Source organism: Streptomyces sp. NPDC043738 (genome assembly GCF_056436545.1).
Window position 1 is genome coordinate 108,427 of sequence record NZ_JBWKCJ010000015.1, and the last position, 19,512, is coordinate 127,938.

The window sequence follows — 19,512 nt, forward strand, 5'->3', positions numbered from 1 at the left end:
GGCCCGGCACGGTCAGCTCTTCGTCGCCGTCCCCGCCGACTCCCGGCGCAGTGCGCGCAGGCCCCGGAACCCGATCACGCCGATGGCGGTCCCCAGCAGGAACGACGTGATGGCCAGGGCGAGGTGCACCCAGAAGTACGCGGTGGGGTCGCCGTGGTCGAAGGCCAGTCCGCTGGCGTCCTTGAGCAGGTTCTTGACGAAGGTCACCCACACCACCCATGACCAGGCGCCGAAGGCGAGGAGGAACCAGGAGACGGGGCGGCTGAGCTTCATGGGGTGTGTCCTTAAGCGCGGGGGAGCCTGTCCTGCCAGTATCCGGCCGGTGGCCCACGTGCCCCGCGGCGGGGGCGGCCGGTCAGGTCGTCCGCATCAGCACGGCCGTCAGCGCCAGCAGGCCGACGCCGGCGAGCAGGCAGTCCACCGCCGCCCGGATCAGCCGGAACTTCCGGGCGGCGAGCGCGGCCATGAACCTCAGATGGTCCACCTGATAGCCGGACGCCAGCCGCTCGCGCAGCTGCTCGACGCTCAGCCGGGACCAGCTCGTCCAGCCGCTGCCCCCGAGGTCCGGGCGGACCGCGAGCAACAGCAGCACGGTCGCGGCCAGCAGCGCGGCGGTGCCGAGCGCCCCGGCCACGGCGGCGGGCACCGTCAGGCGCAGGCTGCCGGCCGCCGAGACCAGCGCGACCAGGGCCGCCCCGGACAGGGCCAGCAGCAGGCTCGCCTTGCCCTCGGAGCGGGCCAGGTCCGCCTGGAGCGCACTCATGGTCGCCACGATCCGGTCCTGCCGGACCGGCGGCGCGGCGCCGGGTGCTCCGTCGTCCGTTCCGTCCCGGATGCCGCCGTGCCGCGGGTCAGGTGTGGTGGTCGCCATCAGTGCTCGCCTCCGGGGTCCCGGGAGTGCCGTGCGGTGCGTGCGGTACCCAGGATGCCGCCGACGGCCGTGCGGTTTCCGCGAGTTGACCGATTCCCGCCTCCGCCGGGCGCCCCGCCGATCCGCGTGCCCGTGACGGTCCCGTACGGCCGGGGCTATAGCGTGCTCCGCTGGGAGAGCACACAACTGCCAGAGGAGGCGCCGTGATCTTCGCCCTGATCGTGGTCCCGGTCCTCGGGCTGTTCCTCGGCGTGCACCGGTACCTGTGGTGCCGGCTCGTCCGCGACATCACCGCACCGGGCGGCCGGCCGCGCCGTGCGGGCACCGCCGCCCTGTTCGCGCTGCCCCTGACCGCCCTCGCCGCACTGCTCTCGGGACGCGTCGGCCTGCCCTTCGCCGTCCAACAGGTGCTCGCCTGGCCCGGATACCTCTGGCTGGCGCTGGTGGTCTATCTGACGCTGGGACTGCTGGTGGGGGAGGCCGTACGGGCGGTGTGGCCGAAGACGTCCCGGCCGCGGCAAGCCGGCGGGCGTAAGACCCCCGCGGCCGCCCAGGCCGCCGTCCCGGCGCGGCAGGCGCCCGCCGACCCGCCTGCCGCCGCGGCCCCCTCCTCGGCACCCACCCTGCTCCCGCCCGGTACGCCCGCGCTGCCGCCGCTCGCCGTGCCGCCCCGGCGGCTGTTCCTCGCACGGGCGGTCGCGGCCGGCGCGTCCCTGGCCGCCACGGCCGCTGTCGGGTACGGCACCGCGACGACGCTGCGCGGCCCGTCCGTCAAGCGGATCACCGTTCCGCTGGCCAAACTGCCGCGCGCCGCACACGGTTTCCGTATCGCCGTCGTCAGCGACATCCACCTCGGGCCGGTCCTCGGCCGCGCCCACACCCGGCGCGTCGTCGAGACGATCAACCGGACCGGCGCCGACCTGGTGGCCATCGTCGGCGACCTGGTCGACGGCAGCGTCGCCGACCTCGCCCCGGCCGCGGAACCGCTGCGCGAGCTGCGCTCCCGGCACGGCGCGTACTTCGTCACCGGAAACCACGAGTACTACTCGGGTGCCGCCCCATGGGTCGAGCACGTAAGGGAGTTGGGGATCCACCCGCTGGAGAACGCGCGCACCGGGCTGCCCGGGTTCGACCTCGCGGGCGTCAACGACCTGGCCGGCGCGAGCGAGCACGCGGGCCCGGACTACGAACTGGCCCTGGGCGACCGGGATCCCGCCCGGGCCGTCGTCCTGCTGGCCCACCAGCCGGTCACCATCCACGACACCGTCCGCTACGGCGTCGACCTGCAGCTCTCCGGCCACACCCACGGCGGCCAGATGTGGCCCTTCACCTACGTCGCCGCGGCCGCCAACCCCACCGTCGCCGGCCTGGAGCGCTACGGCGACACCCAGCTCTACGTCACGCGCGGCGCGGGCGCCTGGGGGCCGCCCGTACGGGTGGGAGCGCCGCCGGACGTGACGGTGGTCGAACTGGCTTCCCTGGGGGCGTGATCGGCCTGTGCGGGGGTTGCGCCGCCCAGGTAACAACCCGTCGACAAACTGCGGTGTGATCCCGCACTAAATCGGACAGATCCTGACTTTCGATCTTGCGATCGAGGGAGGCGACTCCCTAGTATTTATTGACTTTATGTTGCCCTTAGCGTGGCGGATTCACAGGCGGTGCGGGGGGCGAGCGGGGCACGCGGGGAAACGGGGAGCGGTAATGAGTGAGCGGTTCAAGGTCGACCTCGACGAACTGGACGGCGTCGTGCGCCAGCTCCGGCGCCTGCGTGCCGACATGGACGAGCCCAGCCAGAAGGTGAAGTACAGCACCACGATCCCGAAGTCGGCGTTCGGGATCAACTTCCTCGAGGCGAACGACCTCGCCGGTGCCCACGACGACATGCAGGAGTACATGTCGCAGGTCATCAACGCGCTCCAGGAGCTCATCCACAAGTTCGGCGAGAAGACCGAAGCCAGCCGGGGCGCGTACGAGGACCAGGAGCACGCCGCCAAGACCTCGATGAACGGCTGACGGGCCGGGGCGATGCACGCACGAGAGGCGGAGATGAAGACGAAGGGGGGCCTGCGTGGTTGACGCCAAGCAGGAGATGGAAAGCGCCAAGGCGATGGAGCGGCAGCGCAAGGAGCGCGAGCGGGACGAGCGGCTGAAGTCGTTCAAGGGGCACACCCCCACGCGCCGGTCTCCTTCCGACTTCCACCACCACGGCCTCGACGCGCTCCGCGCGATGATCGAGAACGCCAACCCCGACACGATCGAGACCTCCGGCAACCACTGGCGGGCCTCCGCCGACCGACTCGCGGGCCAGGACGGCGACGGCGGCATCCGCAAGGCCTTCATGGACGCCGTCGACCACGCCACCGCGCACTGGGAGGGCTCGGCGGCCAAGGCGTTCCGCAAGGAGGCCGGCAAGGTCCTGGAGAAGATCGACCGGACCTACGGCCATGCCCGGGTCGTCGAGCGCACGCTGATCGGCACCCGCACCGCGGGCCCCGAACTCGGCGTCGCCCACAACCTCCGCGAGGCCAAGAAGGCCATGTCGAAGATCCACGACCCGGGTGTCGTGGACCGGGCGACCGACGACAGCGGCGACGACAGCCAGTTCAAGCGGGACATGGCCAATCCCAAGATGGACACCCGCATGGCGCTGGAGCTCAACAGGGACAGCCTGTCCCTGACCAAGGAGCGCCAGGTCGAGGCGGTCATCGTGATGGACGAGCTGGCCGCCAACTACGACGGCCACGCAGGGGTCCTCCACGACGGGGTCGATCCGGGCGGGCCCGTCGGCGACTGGCCCAAGGAGCCCTCCTCCCGGCCCACGCCTTCCCCGGTGAACATGCCGGTGGTCGGCGGCACGCACCCCAAGCCGTCGTCGGCGCAGCAGCCGAACAGGCTCAACGGGGCGGGCGGCGGTGCCGTTCCGGAGGGGTTCGACGGTCCGAAGATCAGCCGGCCGGAACTGCCCGTGAACACCGGACTCGACAGCGTCCAGGGCGGCACCCTGACCCCGCCGACGGTCGGCGGAGGCGGTCTCGGCGGTGGATCGACCGGTGGCTCGCACGGTGTGTCGGGCGGTACGGGCGGCTTCCCCGGTGGCATGGTTCCGTCCGGCGTGATCGGCGTGCCCCGTGGCGGCACGGGCGCCGGCGGGATGCGCGGCGGCGGTATGCCGGGTGCGCCGGGCGCGGCCGGTAAGGCGGGCGGCGCCAAGGGCGCGGCCGGACGCGGTCCGCAGGCGCGTACCCGCGGCGGTCTGATCGGCAAGCCGGGCGGCCCGGCCGGCGGCGCGAAGCAGGGCGGCTCCGGTCTGCACCGCAGCCGCGGCGGCATGCAGGCGGGCGCCGCCGGTGCCAAGGGCAAGGACAAGAAGGGCGACAAGGAGCGCACCACCGGGCAGCGCCCCGATTACCTCGTCGAGGACGAGGAGACCTGGGCCTCGAAGCGTAATGTGGCCCCTCGCGTCATCGAGTAGGCCGGCGCTAACGTCGCATGCGGCCGAAGAGGCATGGCCCCGCACTCAGCAGTGCGGGGCCATTTCTCGGACGGAACAATGCCGCCCGGGCAGCACAGCAAGAAGGAGCGAAGGATGAGGGTCACCCGAACACTGCGCGCGACGGCGGGGGCTGCGCTGACCGGAGCGCTGCTGCTGGCCGCGGGCGGAACCGCATCCGCGGACCAGGTGCGCAAGGATCTGTGGCCGCTGGAGGCGTTCGGGGCCCGGCAGCTGTGGCAGGAGGCCACCGGCAAGGGCGTGACGGTGGCCGTCCTCGACAGCGGCTTTCGCACCACGCACCAGGACCTGACAGGCCAGTTCCTGCCCGGGCCGGACTGGGGCAAGGCCACCCAGGAGGAGAACGCCAAGCACCTCGGGTCGAAGGAGGACGTCCGCGACCACGGGACCGCCATGGCCGGCATCATCGCCGGCCACGGCCACGGCGCCGGTGGCTCCGAAGGCGTGAAGGGACTGGCGCCCGACGCCAAGATCCTCCCCGTCCCCGAGTTCAAGAACTCCGGGCTGGCCACGCGCTGGGCCGTGGAGCACGGCGCCGACGTGATCAATATGTCGTACGTCGAGAGCACTCCGGGCACCGACGACTGCGCGGCGATCCACTACGCGCTGGAGAAGGGCGTCGTGGTGGTGGCCGGTGTCGGCAACGACGGACTGCCGAAGAAGAACTACCCGGCGGCCTGCCCCGGTGCGATCGGCGTCGGAGCGGTGGACCAGTTCGGCGAGGCGGACGACGACAACAACGCCAACTCCACCCTCGACCTGCTCGCCCCCGGTGTGAAGATCCCGGTGGCCATGGGCAAGAGCGACGCGGACTACCGCACCGCCGACGGCAGCTCGGCGGCCACCGCCTACGTCTCCGCCGCCGCCGCCCTCCTCAAGCAGAAGTTCCCCGACCTCACCCCCGGCCAGATCGCCAACCGACTGGTGAAGACCGCGGGCCTGGCCCAGGCCGAGAAGGACAAGCACCTCAAGCTGCCGGACACCCACTACGGCTACGGCTTCATCCAGCCCGGCCCCGCCCTCCGGCGTGACATCGCGGCCGGCCCCGCGCAGGGCCCCCTGCCGATGCCGCAGGGCAAGGCGCCGCAGAAGGGCGTCGTCCCCGGCGCCGACAAGGGCGCCGACCCCGACCCGCCCGCGAGCGGCAAGGACCAGGTGATGCTCATCGGCGGCATCGCTCTGGGCGTCCTGGTCGTCGCCGGCATCGTCATCGGCGTGGTGTTCGCCGTACGCCGCCGCGGCGGCGGCTCCGGCGGCCAGTCCTGGGGCTGAGCCGCCCCGGAATCCAGTACCGCGGCCGCGGCCCCGTCGCGCGAGGAAATTCGCGCGACGGGGCCGCGGCCGCGTTGTTAGCGTCGATTCCATGGATCCCGTGGGTGAAAAAGCGATACGTGCCTCTTTTGTGAACTGCTCGAAGGGGGAGGCGAGCAGGCTCCATCTGCCCGCGGGCCTGGCCGACCTGCCGTGGGCGGACCTGGACTTCCTGGGGTGGCGCGATCCCGGGGCGCCGGACCGGAGTTACCTGGTCGCGCCGCGCGGCGACGCCCTGGTGGGGGTGACGCTGCGGGTGCCGCAGGGCGTACGGCGCTCCTTCACCAAGACGACGGTGTGCTCGGTGTGCCTGACCGGCCACCCGGGGTCCGGTGTCGCCCTGCTCGCCGCGCGCCGGGCGGGCCCGGCAGGGCGGCAGGGCAACACCGTGGGGACGTACCTCTGCGCCGACCTGGCGTGTTCGCTCTACGTCCGGGGACGCAAGCGCTCCCAGCTCGCCGGGCGGCACGAGGAGACGCTGCCGCTGGACGAGCGGATCGCCCGCACCGTGCGGAATCTGGACGCCTTCTTGGACAAGGTGCTGGAGGGGGAGACGTCGGCCCTCACGGGCCGTGCCGGGTGAGGAGGGCCTCGATGAGGCCCTGCCACTCCTGCGGGCGCTCGACCGTCGGCAGATGGCCGGTGGTCGTGTCGGCGCACCCGGCGTACTCAGCGCCGGGGAGGTGGCGCCGAAGTTGGCCCAACTGGACGAGGAAGTAGCGCAGTTGTCGCGGAAGCGGAACGCGCTCGGGGCGTATGCGCAGATCATGGAGGAGCGCCGGGCGCGGGACGAGGCGTTGGCGCGGATGGCGCTGCGCTCCTCCTGAGCGCGAGCGGGACGGGCTCCGTCCGGCCCGGCTGCGTGCGGGCCCAACGCAACCCGTACGAGCGCTTGCCACAAGCCACCCGCCGGACAGATCCTCGTGTGCACGCCGTTCGGGGGAACGGCGGGGACGCAGGGGGCTGATGTGCTGCGAGTGCACTTCACCGGACAGGATCTGGCGCGTACGACAGTGGCCGACGGGGCCGACCCGCTCTGGGAGACGGTGCTGAGCCTGCACGCCCTGCGGGAGAGCCGTGCCGAGCCCGCACTGGCGGCCTGGCGGCAGCATGCGGTGCGGCACGGCCCGGGGCCGCTGCGGACCCTTATGCCGCTGGTGCCCCGGCACGGCTACTTCCCGGACTTCCTCACGCCGTTCGCGGCGCAGGACGGCGTCGAACCCGGGCTGGAGGCCGTGATGAGCACCCCGCGCACGCGGCTGCGGGCCGAGCTGACGCTGCTGTCCGGCCACCGTGCGCTGCCGGGGTGGGCGCGCCGGATCGCGGCGGGGGAGCCGGCCGCGCTGCGGCACCTCGCGCGGAGCCTGCGCACGTACCACCACCTGGCGATCGCGCCGAGCTGGCCGCGGATCGCCCGACAGGTGGGCGCGGACCGGGCGTTGCGGCTACACGCGCTGGCGCAGTCCGGGGCGCAGGCGATGCTGCGGACGTTCGGGCCGGTGATGCGGTGGCGGCCACCGGTGCTGGAGGTCGACTACCCGGTGGAACGGGAGCTGCGTCTGGAGGGGCGGGGGCTGGTGTTCGTCCCGTCGTACTTCTGCCGGGACGAGCCGGTGGCGCTGGTCGACGCGGAGCTGCCGCCGGTGCTGGTGTATCCGGCGGGGGCACCGGAGCACGCCGAAGGGCCCCGCTTCCGGCTGTACGGAAGCGAGGCCCTCGGCAACGTACCGGCGCTCATCGGCGTCCGGGCCCCGGCCCGGATCGCCGCGGAGGTCAGAAGCGGCGGGTGATCAGCGCGCGCTTGACTTCCTGGATCGCCTTGGTGACCTCGATACCGCGCGGGCAGGCGTCCGTGCAGTTGAAGGTCGTCCGGCAGCGCCAGACGCCGTCCTTGTCGTTGAGGATCTCCAGCCGCTGCTCGCCGGCCTCGTCACGCGAGTCGAAGATGAAGCGGTGCGCGTTGACGATCGCCGCCGGGCCGAAGTACTGGCCGTCGTTCCAGAACACCGGGCACGAGGACGTGCAGGCGGCGCACAGGATGCACTTGGTGGTGTCGTCGAAGCGCTCGCGGTCCTCGGGGGACTGCAGGCGCTCGCGGGTCGGCTCGTTGCCCGTCGTGATCAGGAAGGGCATCACATCGCGGTACGCCTGGAAGAAGGGCTCCATGTCGACGACGAGGTCCTTCATCACGGTCAGGCCCTTGATGGCCTCCACCGTGATCGGCTTCTCCGGGTTGATGTCCTTGATCAGCGTCTTGCAGGCGAGGCGGTTGCGGCCGTTGATCCGCATGGCGTCCGAACCGCAGATGCCGTGGGCGCAGGAGCGGCGGAAGGTCAGCGAACCGTCCTGCTCCCACTTGACCTTGTGGAGGGCGTCCAGGACGCGCTCCTTGGGGTCGATCTCCAGCTGGAAGTCCTGCCAGCTGGCCTCCTCGGAGACCTCCGGGTTGAACCGGCGGATCCGGAGGGTGACGGTGATGTACGGGGAGTCGGCGAAGCCGGGCTCGGGCTGGCCGGCCTCGGCCGCCTTGTCCAGGGTCGGGGTTGCCATCAGTACTTACGCTCCATCGGCTGGTAGCGGGTCTGCACGACCGGCTTGTAGTCGAGGCGGATCGACTCGGCGCCGTCTGCGCCCACCTCGCGGTACGCCATGGTGTGCCGCATGAAGTTGACGTCGTCGCGGTTGGGGAAGTCCTCGCGGTAGTGACCGCCGCGGGACTCCTTGCGGGCCAGCGCGGACACCGCCATGACCTCGGCCAGGTCGAGCAGGTTGCCCAGCTCGATGGCCTCCAGCAGGTCGGTGTTGAACCGCTTGCCCTTGTCCTGGATGGACACGTTCTGGTAGCGCTCGCGCAGCTCGCCGATCTTCTCGACCGCGGTCTTGATCGTCTGCTCGGTGCGGAACACCATCACGTTGGCGTCCATGCACTCCTGGAGCTCCCTGCGGATCTCGGTGACCCGCTCGGTGCCGGTGGAGTTACGGAGCCGCTCGACCAGGTCGACGACCTGCTGCGCCGGGCCCTCGGGCAGCTCGACGAAGTCGGCCGTGGCCGAGTACTCCGCCGCCGCGATACCGGCCCGGCGGCCGAACACGTTGATGTCCAGCAGCGAGTTGGTGCCCAGGCGGTTGGCGCCGTGCACGGAGACGCAGGCGACCTCGCCGGCGGCGTACAGGCCCGGGACGACGGTGGTGTTGTCGGCCAGCACCTCGCCCTCGACGTTGGTCGGGATGCCGCCCATGGCGTAGTGCGCGGTCGGCTGGATCGGGATCGGGTCCGTGTAGGGCTCGATGCCGAGGTAGGTCCGGGCGAACTCGGTGATGTCCGGGAGCTTGGCGTCCAGCTGCTCCGGCGGCAGGTGGGTGAGGTCCAGGTAGACGTGGTCGCCCTCGGGACCGCAGCCGCGGCCCTCGCGGATCTCCGTGTAGATGGAGCGCGAGACGACGTCACGCGAGGCGAGGTCCTTCATGACCGGCGCGTACTTCTCCATGAAGCGCTCGCCATCCTTGTTGCGGAGGATGCCGCCCTCACCACGGGCGCCCTCCGTCAGCAGGATGCCCATCCGCCAGATGCCGGTCGGGTGGAACTGGAAGAACTCCATGTCCTCCAGCGGCAGTCCACGCCGGTAGCAGGCCGCCTGGCCGTCGCCGGTCAGGGTGTGCGCGTTGGAGGTCACCTTGAAGAACTTGCCGGTGCCGCCGGAGGCGTAGATGACCGACTTCGCCTGGAAGACGTGGATCTCGCCGGTGGCCAGTTCGTACGCGACGACGCCCGCGGACTTCTTGACGCCGTCCTCCTCGACGATCAGCTGGTCGAGGACGTAGAACTCGTTGAAGAACTCCACGCCCTCCTTGACGCAGTTCTGGTACAGCGTCTGGAGGATCATGTGGCCGGTGCGGTCGCCCGAGTAGCAGGCACGGCGGACCGGGGCCTCGCCGTGGTTGCGGGAGTGACCGCCGAAGCGGCGCTGGTCGATCTCACCCTTGGGGGTGCGGCCGAACGGCAGGCCCATCTTCTCCAGGTCGAGGACCGCGTCGATGGCCTCCTTCGCCAGGATCTCGGCGGCGTCCTGGTCGACCAGGTAGTCGCCACCCTTGATCGTGTCGAAGGTGTGCCACTCCCAGTTGTCCTCCTCGACGTTCGCGAGGGCGGCGGCCATACCGCCCTGGGCGGCGCCGGTGTGGGAGCGGGTCGGGTAGAGCTTCGTCAGGACCGCGGTGCGGCTGCGCTTGGTCGACTCGATGGCCGCGCGCATCCCCGCGCCGCCGGCGCCGACGATGACGGTGTCGTACTTGTGGATCTGCATGGTTCCAGTCAGCCCCGGCTTCAGGAGATGTTCGGGTCGAAGGTGAAGATCACCAGCGTGCCCAGAAGGACGGTGAACACCGTCGCGGTGTACAGCAGCATCTTCAGCCAGAAGCGGGTGTTGTCCCGCTGCGCGTAGTCGTTGATGACGGTGCGCAGGCCGTTGGCGCCGTGCAGCATGGCCAGCCACAGCATCAGCAGGTCCCAGACCTGCCAGAAGGGCGAGGCCCAGCGGCCGGCGACGAAGGCGAAGCCGATCTTGGAGACGCCGCCGTCGAGGACGAGCTGGATCAGCAGGTGACCCAGGACCAGGACGACCAGGACGATGCCGGACAGCCGCATGAACAGCCAGGCCTGCATCTCGAAGTTGCCGCGGGAGGCGCGCCCGGTCTTGCCGGTGCGCTTGCGCGGTGCCTCGATGACGGGGGCCGGGTTGTCCACGTCGTAGAGCGAGACGCCGTCGGTCGCGCCCGCCGCGGTGGCACCTGCGGAGGTGGTTTCAGCAGACATCTCGCGTCAGCTCCCGAACAGCGTGCGCAGGGTGTGCTGCAGCACGGGGTAGAAGGCACCGGCCATCAGCACGACCCAGACGCCGACGACGGTCCACAGCATCTGCTTCTGGTACTTCGGGCCCTTGGCCCAGAAGTCCACAGCGATGACCCGCAGGCCGTTGAGCGCGTGGAAGAGGATGGCGGCCACCAGGCCGTACTCCATCACATTGACGATCGGCGTCTTGTAGGTCGCAACGACGTTGTCGTAGGCCTCGGGGGAGACACGTACGAGAGCGGTGTCGAGGACGTGTACGAACAGGAAGAAGAAGATGAGGACGCCGGTGACTCGATGAGCCACCCAGGACCACATGCCTTCCCGGCCGCGGTACAGCGTTCCAGCCGGCACGGAAGAACCCTCCGGGAGCGGGGACTAGGGCCGCGCCGGCTTCTCTGTCGGTCGGGCCCGGCCGGGTACGGTCCACCGGCCGCTCGTCATCGTATCGACGAGCTGTCGGTTCCTCGCGCGGGGGTCCTCAGGTGTGATCAAACAGGCACCAACGGGCTATCACACAAGGATGAAGCCGACTTTGCCGGGCGTACGGCCCGATTCCCCGGGCTCAGGGGTGCCCGGCGAGGGTCGGCCCGGTCCGCGGCGGCGCGCCCGGTGGCCGCTCCTCAGGCCGCCAGCCGGGCCAGTCGGCCGCGGGCCAGTCGGCGCAGCTCGTGCGCGGTGACCGCGCGTTCCCCGGCCGCGTCGTTGTCCAGCCGGGCGCGCAGGGCGCACAGGACCGCGTCGAGCAGTTCGTGTTCGCCGAGGCCGTCCAGGCAGATCACGAAGACATGGCCGAAGCGCCGCTCGTACTCGGCGTGCGCGGCGCGCAGTGCGGTGTGGGCGGCGAGCATGCCGGGGCCGCGGGCGGCGGTCAGTGGCAGCGGGGGGCGGGACTCGCCGGCGAGCGCCTCGTCCAGGTCGGCCGCCGCGAGGTCGTCGCAGGCCTGGTCGCAGGCGGCGAGCAGGGACGCGGTGTCGGCGTACGGGCGGTGGGCGGCGACCCGCTCGGCCCAGCGGCGGCTGTGGCAGCAGCCGAGCAGCGCGGTCAGCGCGTCGTCGCAGGTCAGTGCGTTGAGCCGGGCCAGTCCTCGGGCCGCCGGGCGGACCAGGGCGGTGCCGCCGGCCTGGGCGGGGATGCCGCACCACGGCGACCGCGGGGGGTGCAGCGTCGTCGGCCGGGCGGCCGGGGTGTCTCCGGACAGCGTGGGCTCCTCGGACGGATGCGAACGGATCTCTTCGACGGGTGCGGGGCGGGCGGCTGACGGAAGCTGGGGGAGCGGACCGGAGCCGGGACGCGCGTGGCCGCGGCGGCGGGTGTGGCGGTGGTGTGTGTGGCATGACACCCCGGCGGTGCCCGGCGGTTCCAGGAGAGCCCTGGGAAAGGGGTGACGAACAAGTGAGCGCCACGCTAACGATGCTTCTCGGCCACTGTCCGACGGATGCGCGAATTTCACCCGGACGGGAGAGCTTTCGCGTGTTCGGTGGACGACCGGCTCCGTACACCTGGCAATGCCTTCGCCCCGAAAAGTGAGGATTGCACGATGTCAAACCCGAAGCGGCCGCCACGCGCCGCGCTCCCGGCCGTGGCGCTTACTGGTGCGCTGCTGCTCACCGGCTGCTCCGGCACCGCGGACACCGAACCGCCCGGCAGCACCAGCGCCAAGGTCAACCCCGAGGCGGCCGCCACCCCGACGTGGGCACCGGTGACCGGAACACCGCAGGTCGTCCCCGCCGTACGCGAGTTCCGCCGGGCCGACGGGCGCGGCTGGCGCCCCACACGGCAGGCCCGTGTGGTGGTCCCGGCCGGAGAGCACAGCAATGTCGCCGACGAGGCGCAGCTGATGGCCCGCGACCTGGGGGGACTGGACGTCGTCTACGGCGACGAGACGGTACGGCCCGGCGACATCGAGGTGAAGGCGACGGGGAAGGGCACCGCTGACAACGTGCCGGTCCAGGACGCGGCCGACGAGGCCTACACCCTCACCGCCCGAGGGACCCGGCTCACTCTGACGGCCCCCACCGACGCCGGAATCTTCTACGGCACCCGCACCGTCAAGCAGGCCGTGCGCGCCGCCGGCGGACTCCCCGAGGGCACCATCGAGGACCGGCCGGACCGCCCGCAGCGCGGGATGTCGCTGGACAACGCCCGCAAGCCCTTCAGTCAGGACTGGATCGAGGCGCGCCTGCGGGAGATCGCCGATCTCAAGCTCAACCAGTTCCAGCTGCACTTCTCCGACGACCAGGGCTTCCGCATCCAGAGCGACACCCACCCCGAGGTCGTCTCGGCGGACCACCTCACCAAGGCGCAGGTGCGCCAGATCATCAGGCTCGCTCGCAGCCTGCACATCTCCGTCGTCCCGGAGCTGGACTCGCCCGGCCATCTGGGCGCAGTGCTGGAGCACCATCAGGATCTGCTGCTGCGCAAGGCGTCGGGCACGGTGGTCCCGGGTGCGATCGACATCTCCAACCCCAAGGCGGCCCCGCTGATCGACTCGCTGCTGCGGGAGATGAGCGACCTGTTCACCAACCCCAAGGGCGCCCCCGCCTACTGGCACCTGGGCGGCGACGAGTACCAGGCGCTGCTGTCCTCCACGCCGTCGACCACGTATCCGCAGCTCACCCGGGCCGCACAGGAGAAGTACGGAGCGGGCGGCACCATCAAGGACCTGGCGACCGGATGGCTCAACGACCGGCAGAAGACCGTCGAGGCGCAGGGCAAGAACCGCATCGAGGCCTGGAACGACGGATTCTTCTCCAGCCCGCGGGTGAGCGCCGACAAGAACCGGATGGTCGACTACTGGACCGGAAAGGAGCTCGGACAGCGCGACCCGGCGGAGTTCCTGCGCGAGGGCCGCAACGTCATGAACTTCAACGACGAGTTCCTCTACTACGTCCTCGGCGAGCCCAACCAGTTCTTCTACCCGACCGGCCAGCGGATCTACGAGAGCTGGACACCGAAGGTGCTCCGCCACACCCAGCCGGTCTCGGTGCCCGCGAGCATGACCGGCCCGGACCGGATCCCCGGCGCGCGCTTCGCGATCTGGTGCGACCGGTCGCAGGCGCAGACGGCGCAGCAGGTGGCCGCCGGGATCCGGCTGCCGCTGGCGGCGCTGGCGCAGAAGACCTGGGACCCGCGGACGCCCGACCTGCCCTGGTCGCAGTTCAAGGCGCTGGCCAACCGGGTGTCGGAGTCGTCCCGGTAAGAAACGGGTGAGAGAAACGAGGACGGCCGGGGCCGCCACCCCCCACAGGAGAGGCCCCGGCCGTCGTTCGTGAAGGACCGTGACGGCCCTCTATTCCCTACAGCGCCGGAAGGCGCGAAAGCGTCACACGCGGTGCGGGGCGGGGTACGGCTAGTGGTCTGGACGCAGGCCCGGCCAGGCCCGTAACGTGCGGATCCGCGCCGAATGGCGTACTGGTCGCGCCGCTGGGGCGGCCGAAAGAAGCCGTCCTTCCCGGGAGCTGCCGATGGGTCCGTGCGCACGCTTCACCGGTGCGTCGGCCGCCGTGTGCTCCTCGGCCCGCGCCTCGGCCGGCGGGGGCACCACCGCCCTCCCGGGTTCGGCGCCGGCGGGCGTACGGGTTACGGTCAGCGGGAACAGCGGGGTTACCCGGGGTTCCCGACCTGCCCTGACCTGGCGTGGGCGGTAGCCGGCGACACGGCCGGACGAAGAAGAGGCAAAGCAGCAAGGACCGGGCGGCGGACATTCCACGTGCGACAGGATGGACCCGTGCGAGGGGACGACATTCAGCCGGACGACCGTCGGCTGACGGTGGCCGTGCAGGCGGCGCAGGACGGCGACGAGGCGGCGTTCCGTACCGTCTACCGTGCCGTACATCCCAGACTTCTGGGATATGTGCGGACGTTGGTGAGTGAAGCGGACGTCGAGGACGTCGCCTCCGAGGCCTGGCTGCAGATAACCCGTGACCTCTCCCGCTTCAGCGGCGACGCCGACCGCTTCCGCGGCTGGGCCGCCCGTATTGCCCGCAATCGCGCGCTCGACCACATCAGGATGCGCGGCCGGCGCCCGGCGATCGGCGGCGACGAGAGCGAACTGGCCGACACCCCCGGTGCCTCCGACACCGCGGGCGAGGCGATGGAAGCCCTCGGCACCGGCCGGACCATGCGCCTGATAGCCCGCCTGCCGCAGGACCAGGCCGAGGCCGTGGTGCTGCGGGTGGTGGTCGGACTGGACGCCAAGAGCACCGCGCAGGTGCTCGGCAAACGACCCGGGGCGGTGCGCACCGCGGCGCACCGCGGACTGCGCCGGCTCGCCGAGCTGATCGGCGACGCGCCGGACGGCGGCCCCGGGGGCGGTGACGGCGCCGACGCCGGCGGCACTGAGGACGGTGCCGAGGCGGGCGGGGACGCCCCGTCCCCCAGGCCCGCGCGGGGCCCGCGCGGAGGCGGCGGGACGATCGACGGAGTGCCCGTGCAGGGCCGAAGACGCCGCAACGGCGTGGCGGAATCGTACGTACCAGGTGTGACGGAAACGGCCGCACGAACGCAGAAGGACATGTGATGGCCGACGACCGGTACAACTGGCTCGACAAGGATGCCGCGGAGCACTTGCTGCGCGGTGAACCGGTCGGTGCCCGGCACGGCGACGGCGCACACGAACTGGAACAGCTGCTTCAGGCCGCCGCGGCGGTCGGCGCCAAGGCGTCCGGGACCGCCCCGCTGCCGGGTGAAGAGGCCGCCGTCACGGCGTTCCGCCGGGCCGCCGCCGGCTCGCCCGGCCGCGGCGCCGCCGGCCCGTCCACGGCCGTACGCGGGGCGCGCGCCACCGGCGTCGCCGAACGCCCCTGGGTCGTCCGCCCCTTCCGGCGCGGCTTCGTCGTGGCCCTCGCCGCCTGCGCCATCGGCGGCGTCGCCGTCGCAGCCGGCACCGGCGTACTGCACAGCCCGTTCCGCGGCAGCGACGACCCCGAACCGGCCTCCACGGTCTCCGCCGTCGAAACGCCCGGCCCGTTCGACACCCGCGAGCCCGGCGCGCAGACGGACGGCACGACGGAGCGGACACCCGATCCGTCGTCCGACGGGAGGACCGCCGGCCCCGACGGGAGCCCGACCCCCGGCAGCAGCCGCGGCGCGACCCCGGGCCCCGGCAAGGGAAAGCCCGACGACGGCGACCACGGCCGGGAGCCGGGCGACGACGGCGACGGCGGATCCAAGAACGGCAGCAAGAAGAAACTTTTGCTCAGCCTCTGCCGGGACTACGAATCCGGCAAGAACCGCCAGATGGACCGCGAGACCGTGCAGCGGCTGGAACGCAAGGCCGGCGGCCCGGAGAAGGTGCACGCCTTCTGCCGCGCCTACCTGGACCGGTACCACAGCGGCGGCGGCTCGGGTGACAACGATGGCTTCGGCGGCGGGTCCGCAAGCGGCGGCTCCGGCGACGAGGACGACGAAGACCACCCCTCCTCCTCGCCCACCACCCCCGCCCCCGGCGCCTCCACCCCGGCCCCCGGGGCCTCGTCATCCGTCGTACAGCCGCGCAGCGCCACGCCGAGTGCGACGGCCACGAGCCAGGTGTGACGTTTTTCGGACCGGTGACGCAGTACTGAGTGAAGCCGACTGGTCATCGGCTGCGCGAGGAGCCGGGGTTCCCCCCGTACCTACGGCTCAGCGCACATGGCGCGGGCGGGGCACGTTCCCCCGGCCCTGCCCGCGCCCTTCTCTTCCTCTCCCCGCACGGGCCCGGCCCGCGGCGAACTCGCCGCCCTAGCGGTAGACGACGACCTTCGTCCCCTTCCCCACCTCGCCGAACAGCGCGGCGATCTTCGCCTTGTCCCGTACGTTGACGCAGCCGTGCGAGGCGCCGGTGTAGCCGCGGGCGGCGAAGTCCGCGGAGTAGTGGACCGCCTGACCGCCGCTGAAGAACATCGCGTACGGCATGGCCGTGTGGTAGATCGTCGAGACGTGCCGGCGGCTCTTGAACGTGATGCGGAAGGTGCCCTCGCGGGTCGGGGTGTACTGGGAGCCGAAGCGGACGTCCATCGCCGAGGCGATCTCGCCGTCGACGACCCAGGCGAGGGTGTTCGACCGCTTGCTGATGCAGATCACCCGGCCCTTCATGCAGCGCCGGTCCACCACGCCGACCGGCCTGGTGGTGGGCGGGTGGAGCTCCGGCCGCGTCGGCTGACGGGTGCGTGCGCGCAGGGCGCTCCAGGCCGCGGACTGCACGGCGCCCGTGCGGGGCAGTCCCCGCTGCTTCTGGAAGGCGCGGACCGCGGCGGTGGTCAGCGACCCGTAATAGCCGGTCGGGGCGTGGGTGAAGAGCCCCAGCTGGGCCAGTCGCGCCTGCAGTTCGCGGACCCGCGCGCCCTGTGCGCCGAACGCCATGACCGGCCGCGGGGCGGAGTGGGTGGCACGCGGCGGTGGCGGGGTGTGCCGGCCGAGTGGCGGCGGGGCGGCGGTGGTGGGGGAGTGGTGGGCTCCCTTGCCGTCCGGCGCGCCGGTCTTGGTGACCGTCACCGGCCGGCAGCCCACCGCGAGCGCCGCCACCAGCAGCACCGCGGCCGTCGCCGGCACCGTCCGTCTTCCGCTGCTCCGTGTCATCCGCCACCCCCGGATCCCGGCGACCCCTGATCGGCCACCGGAGATGCTGCCCAACGCTGCGGCGTGGCGAACCTGCGGGCATGCTGAGGGCAAGGCGTAAAACAACGGGTAATACATCGCGTAAGAGTGGATAACGGTCAACCGGCGGGAAGGCGTACGTCCATGGCGCAGGAATCGGGCGGTGTCCGGCACAACGAGAGCGGTCTGCCCATCGAGCCCGTGTACGGGCCGCAGGCGCTGGCGGGCTGGGACCCCGGGCAACGGCTCGGCGCGCCCGGCGACTACCCCTTCACCCGTGGCGTGTATCCGTCGATGTACACCGGACGGCCCTGGACGATGCGGCAGTACGCGGGCTTCGGCACGGCCAGGGAGTCCAATGCCCGCTACCGGCAGCTGATCGCCCACGGCACGACGGGGCTGTCGGTCGCCTTCGACCTGCCCACCCAGATGGGCCACGACTCGGACACCCCGATCGCCGCCGGCGAGGTCGGAAAGGTCGGGGTGGCCATCGACTCCGTCGAGGACATGCGGGTGCTGTTCGGCGGGATCCCGCTGGACAGGGTGTCCACCTCGATGACGATCAACGCGCCGGCGGCGCTGCTGCTGCTCCTCTACCAACTGGTCGGCGAGGAAGAGGGGGTGGCGGCACATCAGCTCAAGGGGACGATCCAGAACGACGTGCTGAAGGAGTACATCGCACGCGGGACGTACATCTTCCCGCCGCAGCCCTCGCTGCGGCTGATCGCCGACATCTTCCAGTACTGCCGGGCCGAGATCCCCCAGTGGAACACCATCTCGATCTCCGGCTACCACATGGCCGAGGCCGGCGCCTCGCCCGCGCAGGAGATCGCCTTCACGCTCGCCAACGGCATCGAGTACGTACGGACCGCCGTGGCGGCCGGAATGGACGTGGACGACTTCGCGCCGCGACTGTCGTTCTTCTTCGTCTCGCGGACGACGCTGCTGGAAGAGGTCGCCAAGTTCCGTGCCGCGCGCAGGATCTGGGCCCGCGTCATGCGGGAGGAGTTCGGTGCGAAGAACCCCAAGTCGCAGATGCTGCGGTTCCACACGCAGACCGCGGGCGTGCAGCTCACCGCCCAGCAGCCGGAGGTGAACCTCGCCCGGGTCACCGTCCAGGCGCTGGCCGCGGTACTCGGCGGCACCCAGTCGCTGCACACCAACTCCTTCGACGAGGCCATCGCGCTGCCCACGGACAAGTCGGCCCGGCTGGCGCTGCGCACCCAGCAGGTGCTCGCGTACGAGACCGATGTGACCGCCACCGTCGATCCGTTCGCCGGCTCCTACGCCGTGGAGTCGATGACGGACGAGCTGGAGGAGGCGGCCGTAGCGCTGATGCAGCGGGTCGAGGAGCTGGGCGGTGCGGTGGCCGCCATCGAACGGGGCTTCCAGAAGGACGAGATCGAGCGCAACGCGTACCGGATCGCGCAGGAGACGGACGCCGGTGAACGGGTGGTGGTCGGCGTCAACCGCTTCCAGCTGGACGAGGAGGAACCCTACGAGCCGCTGCGGGTCGACCCGGCGATCGAGTCCCAGCAGATCGAGCGGCTGGCGCAGCTCCGCTCCCGCCGCAACCGCCGCACGGTGACCGGCGCCCTGGACGACCTGCGCAAGGCCGCCGAGGGCACGGACAACGTCCTGCCCCCGATGCGCGAGGCGCTGCGGGCGAGGGCGACGGTGGGCGAGGTGTGCGATGCGCTGCGGAACGTCTGGGGCACCTATGTGCCGACCGACGCGTTCTGAGCCCGCACGCGTCGGGGTGTGGTCGGTGGCTCCGGGGCTCCCCGGCCCGACCGCACGCCGGCCTGGGCCACACTGATGTCATGTCGTCACCCCGCCGCGCGTGCCCCGTCTGCACCCGAGAGATCGCCGTCGTCGGCGGCCGCTTCGCCCGTCACGACCCTCCGGGCCGCCGCACGGGCCTGGAACTGATCTCCTGCCCCGGCTCCCGGAAGATCGCCCCCCTGATGGCCCCCGCGGAACGCCTCTTCGACCCGGAGGAACCGCCGTTCCCGGGCCAGCAACCGTTGTTTTAGCCTTCCGCTGCGCTTGGCCGGCTTCCCACGTTGTCGGCTTTCCCGCCGTGCTTCGTCTCGCCTGCGGCGGGCGGTTGTTTGTCGGGTGCGGTGACAGCCCTACGGACTTCGTCCTACGGTCTGTCCCCTCCCGCGGGTGGGTGGGAAGGCGGCCGGTGGGGGCGGGCCCTGTCCGTCGACCGCGCGCGCACGAAGGCTGGCGTCCACCCCCCGGTCTTTTCCCACCCACCAACGGGAGGGGGCGGGGGGGGGGGGGGGGGGGGGGGGGGGGGGGGGGGGGGGGGGGGGGGGGGGGGGGGGGGGGGGGGGGCGAGCAGTATAGCTGCGCAACCCCCAGCCCCCGAACCCCGCAGCCAC

20 protein-coding genes are annotated in these 19,512 nt (G+C 71.8%); 12 read left to right on the forward strand and 8 right to left on the reverse strand.

Features of this window, described 5'->3' with window-relative positions; translation table 11 throughout:
• Positions 1 to 12: 12 nt before the first annotated feature.
• Positions 13 to 273, reverse strand: coding sequence for an SCO4848 family membrane protein (locus AC0680_RS20745; protein WP_384425446.1), 261 nt, complete (start codon positions 271 to 273; stop codon positions 13 to 15).
• Between the two features lie 82 nt (positions 274 to 355).
• A complete protein-coding gene (locus AC0680_RS20750) occupies positions 356 to 871 on the reverse strand; it encodes a Pycsar system effector family protein (RefSeq protein ID WP_478630731.1) in 516 nt (171 codons plus the stop codon).
• A 203-nt stretch (positions 872 to 1,074) separates the two neighbouring features.
• Between AC0680_RS20750 and AC0680_RS20755 the strand changes: the two genes are divergently transcribed.
• From AC0680_RS20755 to AC0680_RS20785, 7 genes are all read left to right on the forward strand, one after another.
• Entirely contained in the window at positions 1,075 to 2,361 is a 1,287-nt protein-coding gene (locus AC0680_RS20755; protein WP_478630732.1) for a metallophosphoesterase, read from the forward strand.
• A 211-nt stretch (positions 2,362 to 2,572) separates the two neighbouring features.
• Complete coding sequence (locus AC0680_RS20760; RefSeq protein WP_478630735.1) at positions 2,573 to 2,884, forward strand: hypothetical protein; 312 nt, start codon at positions 2,573 to 2,575, stop codon at positions 2,882 to 2,884.
• Positions 2,885 to 2,939: 55 nt separating this feature from the next.
• Complete coding sequence (locus AC0680_RS20765; protein WP_478630736.1) at positions 2,940 to 4,343, forward strand: hypothetical protein; 1,404 nt, start codon at positions 2,940 to 2,942, stop codon at positions 4,341 to 4,343.
• A 114-nt stretch (positions 4,344 to 4,457) separates the two neighbouring features.
• On the forward strand, positions 4,458 to 5,654 hold the full coding sequence (locus AC0680_RS20770) for a S8 family serine peptidase (protein ID WP_478630737.1): 1,197 nt from the start codon (positions 4,458 to 4,460) through the stop codon (positions 5,652 to 5,654).
• 91 nt (positions 5,655 to 5,745) lie between these two features.
• Positions 5,746 to 6,276 carry an FBP domain-containing protein gene (locus AC0680_RS20775; RefSeq protein WP_478630739.1) on the forward strand — a complete coding sequence of 177 codons (531 nt, stop codon included), beginning with the start codon at positions 5,746 to 5,748 and terminating at the stop codon, positions 6,274 to 6,276.
• 52 nt (positions 6,277 to 6,328) lie between these two features.
• Positions 6,329 to 6,520: a hypothetical protein gene (locus AC0680_RS20780; RefSeq protein ID WP_478630740.1), complete on the forward strand. Its 192-nt coding sequence runs from the start codon at positions 6,329 to 6,331 to the stop codon at positions 6,518 to 6,520.
• 141 nt (positions 6,521 to 6,661) lie between these two features.
• Positions 6,662 to 7,483, forward strand: coding sequence for a DUF5937 family protein (locus AC0680_RS20785; protein WP_478630742.1), 822 nt, complete (start codon positions 6,662 to 6,664; stop codon positions 7,481 to 7,483).
• Here AC0680_RS20785 and AC0680_RS20790 read toward each other — a convergent pair.
• The 5 genes from AC0680_RS20790 to AC0680_RS20810 all read right to left on the reverse strand — a co-directional run bounded on the left by AC0680_RS20790 (position 7,467) and on the right by AC0680_RS20810 (position 11,882).
• Complete coding sequence (locus tag AC0680_RS20790; RefSeq protein WP_384425465.1) at positions 7,467 to 8,243, reverse strand: succinate dehydrogenase iron-sulfur subunit; 777 nt, start codon at positions 8,241 to 8,243, stop codon at positions 7,467 to 7,469. The two genes, AC0680_RS20785 and AC0680_RS20790, sit on opposite strands and share 17 nt — an antisense overlap.
• Positions 8,243 to 9,997: a succinate dehydrogenase flavoprotein subunit gene (sdhA, locus tag AC0680_RS20795; protein ID WP_478630745.1), complete on the reverse strand. Its 1,755-nt coding sequence runs from the start codon at positions 9,995 to 9,997 to the stop codon at positions 8,243 to 8,245. Before sdhA ends, AC0680_RS20790 begins: the two co-directional genes overlap by 1 nt.
• A gap of 20 nt (positions 9,998 to 10,017) precedes the next feature.
• Positions 10,018 to 10,506: a succinate dehydrogenase hydrophobic membrane anchor subunit gene (locus tag AC0680_RS20800; protein ID WP_478630747.1), complete on the reverse strand. Its 489-nt coding sequence runs from the start codon at positions 10,504 to 10,506 to the stop codon at positions 10,018 to 10,020.
• A gap of 6 nt (positions 10,507 to 10,512) precedes the next feature.
• Positions 10,513 to 10,893, reverse strand: a complete 381-nt coding sequence (sdhC, locus tag AC0680_RS20805; RefSeq protein ID WP_129250783.1) for a succinate dehydrogenase, cytochrome b556 subunit — start codon at positions 10,891 to 10,893, stop codon at positions 10,513 to 10,515.
• 269 nt (positions 10,894 to 11,162) lie between these two features.
• Positions 11,163 to 11,882 carry a 2-oxo-4-hydroxy-4-carboxy-5-ureidoimidazoline decarboxylase gene (locus tag AC0680_RS20810; protein WP_478630751.1) on the reverse strand — a complete coding sequence of 240 codons (720 nt, stop codon included), beginning with the start codon at positions 11,880 to 11,882 and terminating at the stop codon, positions 11,163 to 11,165.
• Between the two features lie 198 nt (positions 11,883 to 12,080).
• On the opposite strand from AC0680_RS20810, the gene AC0680_RS20815 reads away from it, so the two are divergent.
• The 3 genes from AC0680_RS20815 to AC0680_RS20825 all read left to right on the forward strand — a co-directional run bounded on the left by AC0680_RS20815 (position 12,081) and on the right by AC0680_RS20825 (position 16,078).
• A complete protein-coding gene (locus AC0680_RS20815; RefSeq protein ID WP_478630754.1) occupies positions 12,081 to 13,742 on the forward strand; it encodes a beta-N-acetylhexosaminidase in 1,662 nt (553 codons plus the stop codon).
• Positions 13,743 to 14,285: 543 nt separating this feature from the next.
• Positions 14,286 to 15,062, forward strand: a complete 777-nt coding sequence (locus AC0680_RS20820; RefSeq protein ID WP_478630907.1) for an RNA polymerase sigma factor — start codon at positions 14,286 to 14,288, stop codon at positions 15,060 to 15,062.
• Positions 15,062 to 16,078: a hypothetical protein gene (locus AC0680_RS20825; protein WP_478630756.1), complete on the forward strand. Its 1,017-nt coding sequence runs from the start codon at positions 15,062 to 15,064 to the stop codon at positions 16,076 to 16,078. Before AC0680_RS20820 ends, AC0680_RS20825 begins: the two co-directional genes overlap by 1 nt.
• Before the next feature lie 186 nt (positions 16,079 to 16,264).
• Here the strand turns inward: AC0680_RS20825 and AC0680_RS20830 are convergent, their stop codons facing one another.
• A complete protein-coding gene (locus tag AC0680_RS20830; protein ID WP_478630759.1) occupies positions 16,265 to 17,101 on the reverse strand; it encodes a L,D-transpeptidase family protein in 837 nt (278 codons plus the stop codon).
• Positions 17,102 to 17,263: 162 nt separating this feature from the next.
• Between AC0680_RS20830 and AC0680_RS20835 the strand changes: the two genes are divergently transcribed.
• Both AC0680_RS20835 and AC0680_RS20840 read left to right on the forward strand, forming a co-directional pair.
• On the forward strand, positions 17,264 to 18,862 hold the full coding sequence (locus AC0680_RS20835; RefSeq protein WP_478630761.1) for an acyl-CoA mutase large subunit family protein: 1,599 nt from the start codon (positions 17,264 to 17,266) through the stop codon (positions 18,860 to 18,862).
• A gap of 80 nt (positions 18,863 to 18,942) precedes the next feature.
• Positions 18,943 to 19,155, forward strand: coding sequence for a hypothetical protein (locus AC0680_RS20840; protein ID WP_384425488.1), 213 nt, complete (start codon positions 18,943 to 18,945; stop codon positions 19,153 to 19,155).
• Positions 19,156 to 19,512 lie beyond the last annotated feature (357 nt).